The 15,963-nt window shown below is 62.4% G+C and carries 17 protein-coding genes; 12 read left to right on the forward strand and 5 right to left on the reverse strand.

Annotation, left to right across the window (positions count from 1 at the left end):
* Window positions 1–27: 27 nt before the first annotated feature.
* Both ACR0FC_RS15900 and leuC read right to left on the reverse strand, forming a co-directional pair.
* Complete coding sequence (locus tag ACR0FC_RS15900; protein ID WP_093963682.1) at window positions 28–582, reverse strand: HdeD family acid-resistance protein; 555 nt, start codon at window positions 580–582, stop codon at window positions 28–30.
* Between the two features lie 38 nt (window positions 583–620).
* Window positions 621–2,024 carry a 3-isopropylmalate dehydratase large subunit gene (gene leuC, locus ACR0FC_RS15905; protein ID WP_170342514.1) on the reverse strand — a complete coding sequence of 468 codons (1,404 nt, stop codon included), beginning with the start codon at window positions 2,022–2,024 and terminating at the stop codon, window positions 621–623.
* Between the two features lie 266 nt (window positions 2,025–2,290).
* Between leuC and ACR0FC_RS15910 the strand changes: the two genes are divergently transcribed.
* The 4 genes from ACR0FC_RS15910 (at window position 2,291) to ACR0FC_RS15925 (ending at window position 5,182) form a co-directional block, all read left to right on the forward strand.
* Complete coding sequence (locus tag ACR0FC_RS15910; protein WP_170342512.1) at window positions 2,291–3,652, forward strand: mechanosensitive ion channel family protein; 1,362 nt, start codon at window positions 2,291–2,293, stop codon at window positions 3,650–3,652.
* A gap of 164 nt (window positions 3,653–3,816) precedes the next feature.
* Window positions 3,817–4,176 (forward strand): ribosome silencing factor, encoded by a 360-nt coding sequence (gene rsfS, locus ACR0FC_RS15915; RefSeq protein WP_093963679.1) that lies wholly within the window; start codon window positions 3,817–3,819, stop codon window positions 4,174–4,176.
* Window positions 4,177–4,220: 44 nt separating this feature from the next.
* The gene (gene rlmH, locus ACR0FC_RS15920; protein WP_170342510.1) at window positions 4,221–4,691 is read left to right on the forward strand and encodes a 23S rRNA (pseudouridine(1915)-N(3))-methyltransferase RlmH; all 471 of its coding nucleotides are present in this window, start codon (window positions 4,221–4,223) and stop codon (window positions 4,689–4,691) included.
* 5 nt (window positions 4,692–4,696) lie between these two features.
* Complete coding sequence (locus tag ACR0FC_RS15925; protein ID WP_170342508.1) at window positions 4,697–5,182, forward strand: flavodoxin family protein; 486 nt, start codon at window positions 4,697–4,699, stop codon at window positions 5,180–5,182.
* A gap of 3 nt (window positions 5,183–5,185) precedes the next feature.
* Here ACR0FC_RS15925 and ACR0FC_RS15930 read toward each other — a convergent pair whose 3' ends face one another.
* Window positions 5,186–5,533 (reverse strand): hypothetical protein, encoded by a 348-nt coding sequence (locus tag ACR0FC_RS15930; protein WP_170342506.1) that lies wholly within the window; start codon window positions 5,531–5,533, stop codon window positions 5,186–5,188.
* 35 nt (window positions 5,534–5,568) lie between these two features.
* Window positions 5,569–6,279 (reverse strand): DUF599 domain-containing protein, encoded by a 711-nt coding sequence (locus ACR0FC_RS15935; RefSeq protein WP_170342504.1) that lies wholly within the window; start codon window positions 6,277–6,279, stop codon window positions 5,569–5,571.
* 81 nt (window positions 6,280–6,360) lie between these two features.
* On the opposite strand from ACR0FC_RS15935, the gene ACR0FC_RS15940 reads away from it, so the two are divergent.
* From ACR0FC_RS15940 to ACR0FC_RS15965, 6 genes are all read left to right on the forward strand, one after another.
* Window positions 6,361–7,809: an FAD-linked oxidase C-terminal domain-containing protein gene (locus ACR0FC_RS15940; RefSeq protein WP_170342502.1), complete on the forward strand. Its 1,449-nt coding sequence runs from the start codon at window positions 6,361–6,363 to the stop codon at window positions 7,807–7,809.
* Between the two features lie 25 nt (window positions 7,810–7,834).
* The gene (locus ACR0FC_RS15945) at window positions 7,835–8,935 is read left to right on the forward strand and encodes an FAD-binding protein (RefSeq protein WP_170342500.1); all 1,101 of its coding nucleotides are present in this window, start codon (window positions 7,835–7,837) and stop codon (window positions 8,933–8,935) included.
* Between the two features lie 4 nt (window positions 8,936–8,939).
* Window positions 8,940–10,262, forward strand: coding sequence for a glycolate oxidase subunit GlcF (gene glcF / locus ACR0FC_RS15950; protein ID WP_170342498.1), 1,323 nt, complete (start codon window positions 8,940–8,942; stop codon window positions 10,260–10,262).
* Window positions 10,263–10,381: 119 nt separating this feature from the next.
* A complete protein-coding gene (locus tag ACR0FC_RS15955; RefSeq protein WP_367646371.1) occupies window positions 10,382–11,173 on the forward strand; it encodes a trypsin-like serine peptidase in 792 nt (263 codons plus the stop codon).
* Window positions 11,170–11,988: a trypsin-like serine peptidase gene (locus ACR0FC_RS15960; protein ID WP_170342494.1), complete on the forward strand. Its 819-nt coding sequence runs from the start codon at window positions 11,170–11,172 to the stop codon at window positions 11,986–11,988. Before ACR0FC_RS15955 ends, ACR0FC_RS15960 begins: the two co-directional genes overlap by 4 nt.
* A gap of 124 nt (window positions 11,989–12,112) precedes the next feature.
* Complete coding sequence (locus tag ACR0FC_RS15965; RefSeq protein ID WP_170342492.1) at window positions 12,113–12,580, forward strand: Hsp20 family protein; 468 nt, start codon at window positions 12,113–12,115, stop codon at window positions 12,578–12,580.
* Between the two features lie 142 nt (window positions 12,581–12,722).
* Here ACR0FC_RS15965 and ACR0FC_RS15970 read toward each other — a convergent pair whose 3' ends face one another.
* Complete coding sequence (locus tag ACR0FC_RS15970; RefSeq protein WP_170342490.1) at window positions 12,723–14,198, reverse strand: NAD-dependent succinate-semialdehyde dehydrogenase; 1,476 nt, start codon at window positions 14,196–14,198, stop codon at window positions 12,723–12,725.
* 289 nt (window positions 14,199–14,487) lie between these two features.
* Between ACR0FC_RS15970 and ACR0FC_RS15975 the strand changes: the two genes are divergently transcribed.
* Both ACR0FC_RS15975 and ACR0FC_RS15980 read left to right on the forward strand, forming a co-directional pair.
* Entirely contained in the window at window positions 14,488–15,567 is a 1,080-nt protein-coding gene (locus ACR0FC_RS15975; protein WP_170342489.1) for a coiled-coil domain-containing protein, read from the forward strand.
* A 6-nt stretch (window positions 15,568–15,573) separates the two neighbouring features.
* Window positions 15,574–15,948: a hypothetical protein gene (locus ACR0FC_RS15980; RefSeq protein WP_170342487.1), complete on the forward strand. Its 375-nt coding sequence runs from the start codon at window positions 15,574–15,576 to the stop codon at window positions 15,946–15,948.
* The last annotated feature ends 15 nt before the right edge of the window (window positions 15,949–15,963 follow it).

Raw genomic sequence — 15,963 nt, forward strand, 5'->3', positions numbered from 1 at the left:
GAGAGGTCAGGCCCCATGCCCCGCGTTTCAAGCTTGTTGAGCTTCTGTAGTTTCGTCTTTGGGCGCGTTCTTGACGAAGAACGCCATGAAGACCAACCCGAACCCGTTGAACAGCATCTCGATGCCCAGCAGGATACCCAGAAGGCTCAGCAAAGCGGCAGGTTCGCTGCTTGCATAAGACCAGATGATGCCTGCCAGGATGATCGACAAGATGCCCGAGATCAGGGTTGGCCAGAAAAATGACGTGCCTCGCATCTGAAACGAGAGAATGATCCGTGCGATCCCGCCTGCCATGAACAGGATAAGCACGACTGTTGCCAGCGTCAGAGTGCCCGCCAGCGGATGGTCCAGAAACGACCAGCCCAGGAACAGCATGACCGCACCCATGATGAAGGCCAGGATCTTGTTGCCGGTTCCTTCGACGGTGAAACCGCCGACGACTTGCAGAACGCCGGATACCAGCAAAAGGACGCCGGTGACCACGGTCACTGCCACGGATGCCACAACCGGTGCGCCCAGCACGAATATGCCGAACACGATCGATAGAAGCCCCATCAGGAGCCATTTGACCCATTCACTCATTTCAGTCTCTCCCTCAAATATCTAGATATGAGGGGACCTTACATCAATTCGCGCACATCTGTCAGCTTTCCCGTGATTGCCGCAGCGGCAGCCATCGCGGGGCTCAGCAGATGGGTGCGTCCGCCGCGGCCCTGACGGCCCTCGAAATTGCGGTTCGAGGTGGCGGCGCAACGCTCGCCCGGGGTCAGCTGGTCGGGGTTCATGGCCAGGCACATCGAGCAGCCCGCAAGACGCCATTCGAACCCGGCCTGCTTGAATATCTCGGCAATGCCTTCCTCTTCGGCCTGGGCGCGGACGAGGCCCGAGCCGGGCACGACCATGGCGCGGATGCCGTCCTTGATCTTTTTGCCCTTCAGGATCTCGGCGGCGGCGCGCAGATCCTCGATCCGGCCGTTGGTGCAGGAACCGATGAAAACCGTGTCGATTTCGATGTCGCTCAGTTTCTGACCCGGCTGCAGACCCATGTATTCGATCGAGCGGCGCGCGGCCTCGACCTTGCCGCCCTCGAAATCCTCGGGGTTGGGCACGGTCGCGGTGATCGGCAGAACGTCTTCGGGGCTGGTGCCCCAAGTGACCACGGGGGCGATGTCCTCGCCACGGATGGTGACGACCTTGTCCCAATGGGCGTCGTCATCGGAATAGAGCGTCTTCCACCAGGCCAGGGCGGCCTCCCACTGCGCGCCCTTGGGAGCGTGCGGGCGGCCCTTGACGTATTCGAACGTCTTTTCGTCCGGCGCGATCAGGCCGGCGCGGGCGCCGCCCTCGATGGCCATGTTGCAGACGGTCATGCGGCCTTCCATCGACAGGTCGCGGATCGCTTCGCCGCAATATTCGATCACATAGCCGGTGCCGCCGGCGGTGCCGGTTTCGCCGATCACGGCCAGAGTGATGTCCTTGGCGGTCACGCCCGGCTGCAGTTTGCCGGTGATCTCGACCTTCATGTTCTTGGACTTTTTCTGGATCAGAGTCTGGGTGGCCAGAACATGCTCGACCTCGGAGGTGCCGATGCCGTGGGCCAGCGCGCCGAACGCGCCGTGGGTGGCGGTGTGGCTGTCGCCGCAGACCACGGTCATGCCCGGCAGGGTCCAGCCCTGTTCGGGGCCGACGATGTGGACGATGCCCTGACGGATATCATTCACCGGGTAGTAGTGAATGCCGAATTCGCGGGCGTTCTTGTCCAGTGCTTCGACCTGGATGCGCGATTCGGGGTTCTCGATTCCGTTCACGCGGTCGGGCGTGGTGGGCACGTTGTGGTCGGGCACGGCGATGGTCTTTTCCGGCGCGCGCACCTTGCGGCCCGCCATGCGCAGGCCTTCAAACGCCTGCGGGCTGGTCACTTCGTGCACCAGGTGGCGGTCGATATAAAGCAGGCAGGTGCCATCGTCGGCTTCGTGCACGACATGGGCATCCCAGATCTTGTCATAGAGTGTTTTGGGGGACATCGGTCCTCTCCCGTCTGTATTGAGAAATGCTGGCGAGTGGCTGGGCGCCGATTATAGGCGGGCCAGAACCGTGCGGGCGGCCCCGAAGAACCGTTCACGCAGGCGCGCGCGGTCTTGCAGGTTGGGAGCAGGGGCCTGATGGAATCTCATGCGATCCAGATATATCGCGCCCCCTCGTCAATCAAGGCTCAATCCGCGTCCCGCGACAGGTCGGTGGGCCTTGCAAGCCGCCACATTGCTGTTCAATCTGGCGGCAGGAGACGCGCATGGACAATGATTTGATCCCAAGTTCGATATCAGAGCTGTTCGACAACATGGCCGAGGCCTTTTTGTTGCAGCTTGGGAACCTGGTCGAGCTGATCGTGACTCCGGGGTGGCGGCAGTATCAGATCGCCATCATCCTGGGGCTGGTGGCGCTGTCCTTCCTTTTGACTCTGCTGACAAAAGGCCGGTGGGAAGCCTGGGCTCGGGCGCGCAGTGGATGGCCCAAATGGCGGTTGCGGGTTCTGGTTCAGCTGATGCAGCGGATGACGCTGGTCTACTTCGTCGTGCTGGCCTGGGGCGTTTATCTGGTGATGCAGCAGGTCACCTGGCCATCGCGCAGTTACATCATCGGTGTTCTGGCAACGCTGGCAACCGCGTGGCTGGCGATCGCGCTGATTTCGCGACTGGTCCGCAACCGGACGATTCGGCGCATCTTCCGCTGGTCGATGTGGATCTACGCCACGCTGGTCGCGCTGAGTCTGACCGATGACGTCGCCGAGTTCCTGGACGGCGTGGCGATTTCGATCGGCAGCCTTCACATCTCGGCATTGGGGATTCTCAAGGCCATTCTGCTGATCGGCACGTTGTTGGTGCTGGCGCGGCTTGGCACCCGTGCGGCGGAACGCGGGCTGAAAAGCAATGACGACATCTCGCCCTCGATGCAGGTGCTGCTGGCCAAGGGGATCCAGGTGGCGCTGTACGGGCTGGTCTTTCTGGTCGGGATCCGGACGCTGGGATTCGACCTGACCGGGATCGCGCTGTTGTCCGGTGCGGTTGGCGTGGGCATCGGCTTCGGCCTGCAGAAGGTCGTGTCGAACCTGATCTCGGGGATCATCATCCTGATGGACCGGTCGATCAAGCCGGGCGACGTGATCTCGCTGGGCGATACGTTCGGTTGGATCAACGCGCTGGGCGCCCGCTACGTCTCGGTCGTTACCCGCGACGGGCGCGAATACCTGATCCCGAACGAGGATCTGATTACCGGGCAGGTGGTGAACTGGTCCCATTCCGACGAGTTCGTCCGCCTCGATCTGACCTTCGGCACCAGCTACGGCGACGACCCGCACAAGGTGCGCGAGACCGCCGTGCGAACGGTGAAATCAGTCAAACGCGTTCTGAGCGGCGGCAAGCACGAACCGGTCTGCCACATCACCGGGTTCGGCGACAGCAGCGTCGATTACGTGCTGCGGTTCTGGATCCGGGACCCGACGGCCGGCCTGACCAACATCCGCGGCAATGTCTATCTGGCGCTGTGGGATGCCTTCCAGGCCGAGGGCATTTCGATTCCCTTCCCGCAGCGCGAAGTGCGCCTGCTGGGGCAGGGCGCCACCGACACCTCTGTGCCACATCTGGACACGGATTGATCAACCCCGTGCCATCAACGGTTGCCGTTCATTGAAATGTTGCAATTGCCTTGCTACCTTAATAGTACCCCGGCGCCGGGGTTACGCGGCGCTTTAGCAAGGAGGACCATGTCCTGTCTCTACACACACAGGCGGGTTTGCCCGCCGATGAAGGGGCCGCTGTGATGGCCCGCTCTCAGTCAATCAGCGACAAGCTGCTTGAACGCATCCTTTCCTCACTTTCCGATGACAAGGCCGAAGATGTTGTGCAGATCAACCTGCAGGGCAAGTCTTCGGTGGCCGACTACATGGTCATCGCTTCGGGCCGGTCGACGCGTCAGGTGTCGGCGATGGCGGAAAAGCTGACGGATCGCATCAAGCAGGAATTCGGTTTCACCTCGAAGGTCGAAGGCAAGGATGCCGGCGACTGGGTGCTGATCGATACGGGCGACGTGATCGTCCATATCTTCCGCCCCGAAGTGCGCGAATTCTACCAGCTGGAAAAGATGTGGTTGCCTCAGGGCGGCAGCGCCTCGGCCAACTGAGGCGCCATCCCGGCCCGTATTGAAGGGCCGGCGGCGAGAGCGACATGCGTATCAGCATTTGTGCGGTCGGGCGATTGCGTGCCGGACCGGAGAAGACCCTGCTTGACGACTATCTGACCCGTTTCGACCGGACCGGCCGCGGCCTGGGCCTGGGGCCTGCGCGCGTGATCGAGGTCGAAGACAAGAAGAACGCCGGTATGGGCGCCGAGGCCAGCTTGCTGCGCAAGGCGATGCCCACTGGGGCGGTGATCTGCACATTGGACGAGCGGGGAAAGGTGATGTCGTCACCCGATTTCGCGCAGAAACTGGCCGGGTGGCGTGACATGGGCCGGCAGGATCTGGCCTTTGTCATCGGTGGTGCCGACGGGATCGACCCGGCGCTGCGGGCTGAGGCTGATTTTTCGATTTCTTTCGGCGCGATGGTCTGGCCGCATATGCTGGTCCGGGTGATGCTGTCGGAACAACTCTATCGTGCCGCGACGATCCTGTCGGGCGGCCCGTACCATCGGGCCTGACCGCCGTGGCCCGTCTGCTGATCGTCTACCATTCCCGCACCGGCGGCAGCCGGCAGATGGCCGAGGCGGCCGCACAGGCGGCCAGCGCCGAGGCCGAGATCAGCCTGAAGCCCGCCGAGCAGGCCGGGCCCGACGATCTGTTGGCGGCCGACGGATACATCTTTTGCGCGCCCGAGAACCTCGCGGCGCTGTCAGGCGTCATGAAGGACTTCTTCGACCTATGCTACTATCCGGTTCTGGGCCGGATCGAGGGGCGGCCCTATGCGCAGATGATCTGCGCCGGGTCCGACGGTCAGAACGCGGCGCGGCAACTGGCACGCATCGCCACCGGTTGGCGTTTGAAAGAGGTGCAGCCGCCCCTCATCGTCTGCACCCATGCCCAGACGCCTGAGGCGATATTGGCGGAAAAGACCATCCCCGAGGATGAACTGGACAAATGTCGCGAGATCGGCGCGGCGCTGGGCGCCGGGTTGTCGCTGGGCGTGTTCTGACGATCAGTCCAGAGCCACAAGCGTGGTGTCCGCGTTCCAACCATCGACACTGCACCGGGCCTGTACCTGAACCTGACTCGCACCTTCGGGGATCGCGACCCCGCCCAGCGATCGGGTAAAGGGCTGCTCGGTCTCGTGCGGGTGATGCAGCACCCGCATCCCCAGCTCGGTCCCGTCCATCGCCAGAACACGCCAGCCATCGGCATAGTGGTCCCACCCGGTATCGGGATGGCGGATGGCCACGTCGAATCGCCAGGTCTCGCCCGTGCGCGTCGCGGTGACATTTTCGACCGTCGGCGGGTCGGCGAGGGCCGGGGCGGCCAGAAACAGGCAGGGGATCAGGTGTCGCATTTCGCCAGTCTAGGATCTGATCGGGCGGGGCGCGATCACGACTGCGTGTCCGGCGGCAGGCTCAGCAGGATCGCGCGGGAATGCGAGGCAAACTCGCGCCGGTACAGGACTCCCAGCGTCAGAAGCGTGCCGATGATCAAAGTGATCGGGCCCAGTATCCACGCCAGCGAGGCCAGCGCGAAATAGGTGGCGCGCAGGGCACGGTTGAAGCTGCGCGCGGCGGTCACGCAGATCTCGGCCGCCTGTGCTGCGCGCGGATAGGCCTGCGGATCCTCGGGGTCGTTCGGCACCGCCGCCATCAGCACCGCGCAGTAGCCGAACAACCGATGCGCCCAGACGTATTTCAGAAACGCATTCGACAGAAACAGCAGCATGATCAGGATCTTGACCTCCCACACCATGGCCGGTGCGCTGCCGATGGCCAGATCCTTGGCGACGCCCGACAGCCGCTCGGTATTGCCCAGAAGGGCCAGTCCCCCCCCGATGGCGATCATCGTGGTCGAGGCAAAGAACGTGCTGCCCTGACGCATCGTGCCGACGACCTGGGCGTCGAACATGCGGGGCTGACGGGTCACCATTTCGCGCATCCAGCAGCGGCGGAATTCGTCCATCATCACCGCGACCGAACGCTTGTCCGGCGCGGGGTTCTCGATCCGCCATCCGATCCATTGCCAGGCGATCAGCAATAGCAGGACGGCGGCGTAGTCGAGGGGTGAAAACAGCAGGGCGCGTTCGGTCAGTGTCATGGCGCGACAGTACGTCCGACGAAGGCAACTTGCCAGATGCAGAAATTGGTAATATTATTTTACCAAACTGGAGGATCCGCCATGGACATGCCACAGCCCAACCCCGACGTTCTGGCCCGCAAGGCCAGCGTTCTTGCCCGTCTGCGGCAGGTTCTTCCCGAAGATGCCATCATTGCCGATCCGTCCGAAACCCGCGCCTATGAGTGCGACGCCCTGACCGCCTACAAATGCGCGCCGATGATCGCGGTTCTGCCGTCTTCGACGCAGGAGGTCTCGGACATTCTGCGAATCTGCCACGACGAAAGCGTGCCGGTCGTGCCGCGCGGGGCCGGGACCTCGCTGGCCGGTGGGGCGCTGCCCACCGCCGATTGCGTGATCCTGGGCGTGGCCCGCATGAACGAGGTGCTTGAGGTCGACTATGACAACCGCTTCATCCGCGTGCAGACCGGCCGCACCAATCTGAGCGTCACCGGCGCGGTCGAAGAGGAGGATTTCTTCTATGCGCCCGATCCGTCGTCGCAGCTGGCCTGCGCCATTGCGGGCAATATCGCGATGAACTCGGGCGGCGCGCATTGCCTGAAATACGGGGTGACCACCAACAACCTGCTGGGCGTGACCATGGTGCTGATGGATGGCCGCGTGGTCGAGATCGGTGGCGCGCATCTGGATTCCGGCGGGCTGGACCTGCTGGGCGTGATCTGCGGTTCGGAAGGTCAGCTGGGGGTCGTCACCGAGGCGACGCTTCGCATCCTGCGCAAGCCCGAGGGCGCGCGCCCGGTCCTGATGGGCTTTGATGACAATGCGGTGGCGGGCGAATGCGTCTCGGACATCATCAAATCGGGTATCCTGCCCGTGGCGATCGAGTTCATGGATCGGCTGTGCATCGAGGCCTGCGAGAATTTTGCCCATGCCGGCTATCCGAATTGCGAGGCGCTGCTGATCGTCGAGGTCGAAGGCTCGGACGCCGAGATCGACAGCCAGCTGGCCAAGATCGTCGAGATCGCCAAACGCCACAACCCGGTCGAACTGCGCGAAAGCCAGTCGGCCGAGGAAAGCGCCCGCATCTGGCTGGGCCGGAAATCGGCCTTTGGCGCGATGGGGCAGATCAACGACTATATGTGCCTGGACGGCACGATCCCGGTGTCGGCCCTGCCGGACGTGCTGCGCCGCATCGGTGAACTGAGCAATGAGTTTGGTCTGCCCGTGGGCAACGTGTTCCACGCCGGCGACGGCAACATGCACCCGCTGATTCTGTTCGACGCGAACAAGCCCGGCGATCTGGAAAAATGCGAGGCCTTCGGGGCCGAGATCCTGAAACTGTGCGTGGACGCCGGCGGCTGCCTGACCGGCGAGCATGGGGTGGGTATCGAAAAGCGCGACCTGATGCATCATCAATACGCGCCTCAGGACCTTGAGGCGCAGATGGCCGTGAAGGACGTGTTCGACCCTAAATGGCTGCTGAACCCCGCCAAGGTGTTCCCGCTGGATGCTAGTGCGGCCCGGCGCGTCGTGCCGATGGCGGCGGAATGACTCCCAAGACAGAAGGGACACCGCAATGAGACCTGAATCAGAGTCTGAACTGGCCGAAATCGTGGCCGGCCTGAACGAACCGGTACGCGTTTTCGGTGGCGGCACCCGTGGTGTGACCGGCCCCGACCGGATGCTGAGCACCGAGGGGCTGCGCGGTATCACCCTGTACGAGCCCGGGGCGTTGACGCTTGTGGCGCAGGCTGGAACCCCGCTGGCTGAGATCGAGGCCGCGTTGGAGGCCGAAGGCCAGCAACTGGCATTCGAACCGATGGATCACCGCGCCCTACTGGGGTCCTCGGGCGCGCCCACGATCGGCGGTGTCGTGGCCGCCAACGTCTCGGGGCCGCGCCGGATCCAGGCCGGTGCCTGCCGCGATTTCCTGCTGGGCGTGCGCTTTGTCGACGGGCAGGGGCAGGTCATCAAGAATGGCGGCCGGGTGATGAAGAACGTCACCGGCTATGACCTGGTCAAGCTGATGGCCGGGTCCTGGGGCACGCTGGGCGTGCTGACCGAGATGTCGCTGAAAGTGCTGCCCAAACCCGAGGCCAACGCGACGCTGGCCGTACCCGCCAAGGACGCAGCGACTGCGGTTCGCGTCCTGTCCGAGGCACTGAAATCACCCTTTGAGGTCACCGGCGCAGCCTATTATCCGCAGCAGCAGCGCGCCTTGATCCGGATTGAGGGGTTTGCGGAGTCTGTCTCGTATCGCTCCGGGCGACTGCAGGAGTTGCTGGGCCAGTTCGGCGCGGTTGATCCGGTCGAGCCGTCGGACGCCCTGTGGCAGAGGGTCCGCGATGCGGCCGATTTCGCAGACACGCCTGGCGACGTCTGGCGGATCTCGGTCAAACCCGGCGACGCGTCCGAAATCGCCGCGCGGGCCGAGGCCGACCGGACCCTGTTCGACTGGGGCGGCGGGTTAATCTGGGCGCTGGTGCCCGCAAGCACCGACCTGCGCGGGCGCATTGGCGCGTTTTCCGGCCACGCCACGCTGGTGCGGGCCGGGGCCGATACCCTTGCCCGGCTGGGCCGGTTCCAGCCGGAACCGCAGGGCATTGCGGCTCTGACACAGGGGATTCGACAGAAATTCGACCCGCGCGGAATGTTCAACCCCGGGCTGATGGGATAGGGCGATGCAGACCACATTCACCGAAGACCAATTGAAAGACCCCGGCACCCGCCGCGCAAACGAGATTTTGCGCAACTGCGTGCATTGCGGGTTCTGCACCGCCACCTGCCCAACCTATCAGGTGCTGGGCGACGAATTGGACAGCCCCCGCGGGCGCATCTACCTGATCAAGGACATGCTGGAAAACGAGCGTGTGCCGGATGAAAAGACCGTCAAGCATATCGACCGCTGCCTGTCCTGCCTGGCCTGCATGACGACCTGCCCGTCGGGCGTCCATTACATGCATCTGGTCGATCACGCGCGTGAATATATCGAAAACCGCTACAAGCGCCCCTTCTCGGACCGGGCGCTGCGGTGGGTTCTGGCGCGGATCCTGCCCTATCCGATGCGGTTCCGCTGGGCGCTGATCGGGGCCAGGCTGGGGCGGCCGTTCCGCTTTCTGATGCCCGATGCGCGCCTGAAGGCGATGCTGGACATGGCGCCGAAACACATCCCGCCGGTCAGCCGCAATGACGACCCCCAAAGCTTTGCGCCCGAAGGGCAGGCGATCAAACGCGTGGCTCTGATGACGGGCTGTGCGCAAAAGGCGCTGAACACCGACATCAACGATGCCACGATCCGCCTGCTGACCCGGCTGGGCTGCGAGGTCGTCGTGGCCGAGGGCGCCGGCTGCTGCGGAGCGTTGACCCATCACATGGGCAAGACCCACGAAAGCCATGCCACCGCCGCCGCCAATATCCGTGCCTGGACGCGCGAGATGGACGGCAAGGGATTGGATGCGATCGTTATCAACACCTCGGGCTGCGGCACCACCGTCAAGGATTATGGGCACATGTTCCGCAACGACCCGCTGGCCGAGGACGCGGCGCGGGTGTCGGGCATTGCCATGGATGTCAGCGAATTCTTGATGCAGCTGGACTTGCCGCAGGGCGACGACAAGGGGCTGACGGTGGCCTATCACGCGGCCTGCTCGCTGCAACACGGGCAGCAGATCAAAACCTATCCCAAGGATCTGCTGAAAAAGGCGGGGTTCACGGTGGTCGAACCCGCCGACAGCCACCTGTGCTGCGGCAGCGCGGGCACGTACAACCTGATGCAGCCCGAGATCTCGGCCAAGCTGAAACAGCGCAAGGTGCGCACGCTCGAAGCCAAGAACCCCGATCTGATCGCGGCCGGGAATATCGGCTGCATGATGCAGATCGGGTCGGGTACCCAACTGCCCATCGTGCATACGGTCGAGCTGTTGGATTGGGCCACGGGCGGGCCTCGGCCCCCTGCACTGGATCGGGCCGGACAGCCTGCGGATACGGTGCCGATCCTGCGGTGATCGGGCCTGATGCGCCGACGCATCAGTCTGGTGCGGATTAGGTGCGGTCCGGCTCTGCCCTATTTTCGCCAAACGCCACGCGTAAGTAGATTGGCCGATACCTCATGCCGGAGAACCGCGTGCGCACATGGAGCAGGGCGATAGCGTTATGTGTTCTGCCATTGGCAGCCACGGCGCAGGATACTGGGCTGCAAAGCCTTGAAACCTCGGATTCCGGGCGCGAATGGATGGCGGTCGGACGGCTGAACATCGACGGCACCGGCTTCTGCACTGGTGCGTTGATCTCACCCACGCTTGTTCTGACTGCAGCGCATTGCCTGTTCGACCAAGCGACCCACCAACGAATTGATCCGGGCCAAATCGAGTTTCTGGCGGGGTGGCGACACGGCCGCGCATCGGCCTATCGCACGGCGCGCCAGGCGGTCATTCATCCGGAATACGAATATGACCGCGCCGCATCCGTCAGCCGCGTGCGCCACGACGTCGCGCTGATCGAGTTATGGCAGCCGATCCGAAATACGACCGTGATCCCGTTTGAAACCGGCTACAGGCCAACGCGTGGCGAGGATGTCGGAGTGGTCTCGTACGCCCACAACCGCGCAGAAGCCCCTTCGCTGCAACAGGTCTGCTCGGTCATGGCGCAGCAATCGGGGGTGCTGGTCATGTCCTGTGACGTGGATTTGGGTGCGTCCGGCGCGCCGATCTTCTCGTTCTCAGGGGATCACCCCCGGATCGTATCGGTCGTGTCCGCGAAGGCCGAATTGGAAGGCCGGCGGGTATCGTTGGGAACAGCGCTGGAAGAGTCGCTGGAGGTGCTGCGCACCGAACTGTCCGCAGGGAATGGATTTGGCGCGTCCGGCAAGACGCTCGAGCCGGGAAAGAACGTCGGCGCAAGGTTTGTCCGGCCATGATCCGCCGTATCGTGACAGCGGCCCTGATTTTGGCCGGGATTGCTGCGTCGGCGGTGGCCCAGGACAGTGGCAAGCGCCGGCTGACCGATCGGGACGACCTGTATGGTTGGGAGGCCATCGGGCGGCTGGACATCGGAGACCGCTCGTTCTGCACGGGTACGCTGATCGCGCAGGATCTTGTCCTGACCGCAGCCCATTGTGCGACGGACAAGGCCACCGGTCGGACCTACGCACCCGGCGAAGTCACCTTTCGCGCAGGCCTGAGCGATGGACATGCGCTTGCCGAAGGCACGGTCGTGCAGATCGCCGTCCTTCCCGACTATGACCCCCGGGTTGGCCTGTCACCCGAGATGGTTCGGGTTGATGTCGCCCTGATGCGACTGGATCAACCGATCCCGTATACCGTCGCCAACCCATTTGCATTGCACAGTGGCCGGGTCGCCGGGGATGAAATCAGCATCGCTTCGTACGGGCGCGGCCGGTCCGAGGCAATCACGCGCCAGCGGTCCTGCCGGATTCTGGAGCGGCGCCAAGGTCTGATCACCTTCAATTGCGATGTCACGTTCGGATCCTCCGGTTCGGCCATTCTGGCCCGAAACGGGCCGCGTTGGCAGATCCTTTCTGTGGTATCGGCGGTTGGTACCGACGGCCGTCGCAAGGTCGGGTTCGGCATGGAGCTTGAGGGGATCGTCTCGGACCTCAAGGCCATCATGCGGCGGGATGCGCCGCAGCCAAAGGCCAAGATCCGGCGGCTGCAGGTCGGCTCGGGCAAGTCCAGCTCGGGCGCGAAATTCATCAGCTCCGGCGGGTCTTGAACTCAGCCAGATCCTTTCCCATCTCATGTGTGTCGGGCAGCCAAACCGGGGTCCGACAATCGCCAACGCCCGTCCATTCGGAGGGCAAAACTCGTAAATCGCTCTGAACATGAGGATAACGAACATGCGTAGCTTTGATTTTGCACCACTACACCGTGCAACCGTCGGTTTTGACCAGATTGCCGACATCATGGATCGGGTCATGACCAGCGAAGTGTCACAACCCAGCTATCCCCCGTACAACATCGAAAAAACCGATGCCGATGCGTATCGCATTTCGATCGCAGTCGCCGGCTTTGCCGAAGATGACCTAACGATCGAAGTCAAGGAAAACGCGCTGGTCGTGGCCGGCAAGAAAGCCACCGAAGACACCAAGCGCACCTATCTGCATCGCGGCATCGCCACCCGCGCCTTCGAGCGTCGTTTTGCTCTGGCTGACCACGTCCGCGTGACCGGCGCCAGCCTGGAAAACGGCATGCTGCACATCGACCTGAAGCGCGAGGTGCCCGAAGCGCTGAAACCGCGCCGGATCGAGATCACCTCGACCAAGGCGATCGAAAAGGACGTGGTTGACGCCAAGCCCGTGAACTGAGGCTGAGACCGCCCAAGCGGCGATGATCGTCTCCTCCATCGGTTGTCGCACAACCCCGCGTTCCTCCGGACGCGGGGTTTTTTCATGACGCTTGCAAAGAATAAGGGCGCCCAAAGGCGCCCTGGTCTCTTGGTCCGTCCGATCAGACGGCCATGCAGATGTATTTCATCTCGAGATAGTCTTCCATGCCGTGGTGGCTGCCTTCACGGCCAAGGCCGGATTGCTTGACGCCACCAAACGGGCCCAGTTCCGAGCTGATGATGCCGGTGTTGATGCCGACGATGCCGTATTCCAGCGCCTCGGCCACTTTGTACACGCGGCTCAGATCCTTGGCGTAGAAATACGAGGCAAGGCCGAAGATCGTGTCATTGGCCATGGCGATGACCTCGTCCTCGTCCTCGAACTTGAACAGGGGCGCCAGCGGGCCAAAGGTTTCTTCCTGCGCGACCTTCATGTCCTGGGTCACGTCGGTGATGATCGTGGGCTGGAAGAAGGTGCCGCCCAGATCGTGCGGCAGGCCTCCGGTCAGGATCGCGCCGCCATTGGCCGTGGCATCGGCGATATGTTCCTGCACCTTGGCCACCGCCTCGTCGCTGATCAGCGGGCCGGTCGTTGTGCCATCGGACAGGCCGTCGCCGATTTTCAACGCCTCGACCGCGGCCTTGAGCTTGGCGGCAAAGGCGTCATAGACGCCAGCCTGCACATAGATGCGGTTGGCGCAGACGCAGGTCTGGCCGTTGTTGCGGAATTTGCACAGCATCGCGCCTTCGACGGCGGCATCCAGATCGGCGTCGTCGAACACGATGAACGGCGCGTTGCCGCCCAGCTCCATCGAGCATTTCATCACCTGGTCCGCGGCCTGGCGCAGCAGGATCCGGCCCACCTCGGTCGAGCCGGTAAAGGTCAGCTTGCGCACGCCGGGGTTCTCGCAGAACTCCTTGCCGATCTCGCTGGCCTGTGACGAGGGCACCACGTTGAACACACCCGCCGGAACGCCGGCCTGTTCGGCCAGCAGCGCCAGCACCAGCGCCGACAAGGGCGTTTCGGTGGCCGGGCGCGCGACAAAGGCGCAGCCGGCGGCCAGTGCCGGGCCTGCCTTGCGCGTGATCATCGCGTTGGGGAAGTTCCACGGCGTGATCGAGGCCGCCACCCCGATAGGCTGTTTCAGCACCATGATCCGCTTGTCGCGCTGATGGCCGGGGATGGTCTCGCCATAGACCCGCTTGGCCTCTTCGCCGAAGAATTCGATGAAGGACGCGCCATAGGCGATCTCGCCCACCGCCTCGGCCAGGGGTTTGCCCTGTTCGGCGGTCAGGATCTTGCCCAGATCCTCGGCGTTTTCCATCATCAGGTCGAACCACCGGCGCAGGATCGCGGCGCGCTCCTTGCCGGTCAGCTTGGCCCATTCCTTCTGTGCCGCCTCGGCCTGCGCGATGGCACCGGCCACCTGGGCGCGGCTGACATCCGCGACCTCGGCGATCACGTCGCCGCGGGCCGGGTTGGTGACGGCAAAGGTGCCGTTGTCACCATCGACCCACTGCCCGCCGATATAGGCCTTGGTGACCAGAAGGTCGGGGTTCTTCAAAAGCGATTTCAGGTCGGTCGTGGTATCCAGCATGGGTCGGCCTCCGGGAAGGGAAAGAATTTGCGCGTACCCAATCAGGTGGCGCAGAACATGTCTAGGGCCACCCGGGGGCGTCAATCAATCCAGATTTGATCAAAAAATCGATCGACGTGCGATGCAAGGGCCGGAAAGCATCAAAAGCCAGCCAGCTGTTGGTTTTGACGCCTATCTTTTTCGATAGGGTTTTGCCAAAGTTCCGGTGATTTGAGAGACCCAAGGGGATGTAAATCGTTATAACATTCCCTATCTTGTTGGGTAGATAAGAAAAACAAGGATTGGACAGATGTCGAACCAGCAATTCGAAGCATTGATCGAGGAAACTCAGGCCAAGGTGCGCGAAAGCCAGTCGCAGATCGAAGGGCTGACCTCGCGGATCGAGGCCGCACGCGCCAAGATCGGAACGGCCGAAGCGGATATCGACATCGAAAATGCCACGCTTGAAGACGTGCACGCCCACACCGAGGTGATGAACGCGAACATCGCCGAACTGATCATGGGGCTGGACGACGTCACCAGCGCGTTTTCCAAGGATTTCGACGAAATGCGCTCGAAGACCGGGTGGGAATCGTTCGTGGGCATCTTCTCGAAGGGTAAATCCGAGTCCATGCGCCAAGAACGGATGCGCTCAGCCAATATCGACGACAAACTGCAGGACCTGATCGCGAAATCAGACGTGATCGTGAAGCTGCTGGAAGGACAACTGGCCTTGCTGGAAGAGCAGCGCGTGAAGGTGGAGAACAACCTGACCGTCACGCTGGACGACCGCGAGGCGACCGTGGCTGAACTGGAAGCGCTGCGGGCCGAGATTCAGGGCATGGACCCGGCGATCATCACGCTGGAAAACAAGATCAGTGTCGAGCAGGACGCCGCCGCGCGCACCAAGCTCGAAACCGAACTGGCCGAACTGAACAAGCAATACAACGCCAAGGTTCAGGAAGAGCAGGTCAAGCTGGCCAAGTCTCAAACGCTGGAACGGTACATCGAAAAGGGCAAGACCTGGGTCGATTCACTGCAGAACCAGGCTGCGACGCAGATGGTGCTGATCAACAAGCTGCAGACAGACACGCAGCAGCGCGTTGTGCTGTATGACGCCCTGACCAAATCGCTAAAAACCGCGCAGCAGCAGGACGTGGCCCACCGCATCAACGAGATCGGTGTGCAGACCGACCAGGAGGCGCAGACAGCCATGGCCGCCATCGGCACCGCGACCAACCAGAAAATGGCCGACATGCTTGAGGCGCATGAGGACCACATGGTCTTTGCCCGCGACGTGCTGGAGAAAAAGGCCAAGGCGGATGAACGCTTTGCCCGCCGTTTTGCCTCGATTGTCGAGAAGCATGATAAGAATTTGTATGGGGGATAACCCCTAATGTGGAACTGGAAAGTTTTTCGTAAATTTGGCCTTTTAGGCATTTTGATCACGGTTGCAGGGGGATTAGTTTCACTGTTCTCTGACGACGGTGTTTCCTTGGCGAAAATTGGTGCTGACGCACCATTTCTTATCACCAGTCAGGACGGCATAAACGGAATTCTGGTCGCGATACTCTTTCTAACACTTCTGTTTATTTTGCTTGGGTGTTTCGGAAATCTCGCGCGAGCGCTGTTTTCCATGACTGCTCACACAATTAGGAGCCGAGAGCCAAAATTTTTCAATGCGCACCAATCGGAGGCCAATATGGTCTTTAGTTTCTTTGAACTCGATGTGTTAGGAAGAGTGCCTTCCGTCAAGGATGAACCGCAGTGATTTCAATAGGTGAAA

This window comes from Ruegeria sp. BB9, assembly GCF_056539345.1.

Coding starts and splice junctions, on each gene's coding strand:
- ACR0FC_RS15960 (WP_170342494.1), top strand. CDS start 11,170: ATGATCCGCCGTATCGTGACAGCGGCCCTGATTTTGGCCGGGATTGCT.
- ACR0FC_RS15910 (WP_170342512.1), top strand. CDS start 2,291: ATGGACAATGATTTGATCCCAAGTTCGATATCAGAGCTGTTCGACAAC.
- leuC (WP_170342514.1), bottom strand. CDS start 2,024: ATGTCCCCCAAAACACTCTATGACAAGATCTGGGATGCCCATGTCGTG.
- ACR0FC_RS15935 (WP_170342504.1), bottom strand. CDS start 6,279: ATGACACTGACCGAACGCGCCCTGCTGTTTTCACCCCTCGACTACGCC.
- ACR0FC_RS15940 (WP_170342502.1), top strand. CDS start 6,361: ATGGACATGCCACAGCCCAACCCCGACGTTCTGGCCCGCAAGGCCAGC.
- rsfS (WP_093963679.1), top strand. CDS start 3,817: ATGGCCCGCTCTCAGTCAATCAGCGACAAGCTGCTTGAACGCATCCTT.
- ACR0FC_RS15965 (WP_170342492.1), top strand. CDS start 12,113: ATGCGTAGCTTTGATTTTGCACCACTACACCGTGCAACCGTCGGTTTT.
- ACR0FC_RS15970 (WP_170342490.1), bottom strand. CDS start 14,198: ATGCTGGATACCACGACCGACCTGAAATCGCTTTTGAAGAACCCCGAC.
- ACR0FC_RS15980 (WP_170342487.1), top strand. CDS start 15,574: ATGTGGAACTGGAAAGTTTTTCGTAAATTTGGCCTTTTAGGCATTTTG.
- ACR0FC_RS15930 (WP_170342506.1), bottom strand. CDS start 5,533: ATGCGACACCTGATCCCCTGCCTGTTTCTGGCCGCCCCGGCCCTCGCC.
- glcF (WP_170342498.1), top strand. CDS start 8,940: ATGCAGACCACATTCACCGAAGACCAATTGAAAGACCCCGGCACCCGC.
- ACR0FC_RS15975 (WP_170342489.1), top strand. CDS start 14,488: ATGTCGAACCAGCAATTCGAAGCATTGATCGAGGAAACTCAGGCCAAG.
- ACR0FC_RS15945 (WP_170342500.1), top strand. CDS start 7,835: ATGAGACCTGAATCAGAGTCTGAACTGGCCGAAATCGTGGCCGGCCTG.
- ACR0FC_RS15900 (WP_093963682.1), bottom strand. CDS start 582: ATGAGTGAATGGGTCAAATGGCTCCTGATGGGGCTTCTATCGATCGTG.
- rlmH (WP_170342510.1), top strand. CDS start 4,221: ATGCGTATCAGCATTTGTGCGGTCGGGCGATTGCGTGCCGGACCGGAG.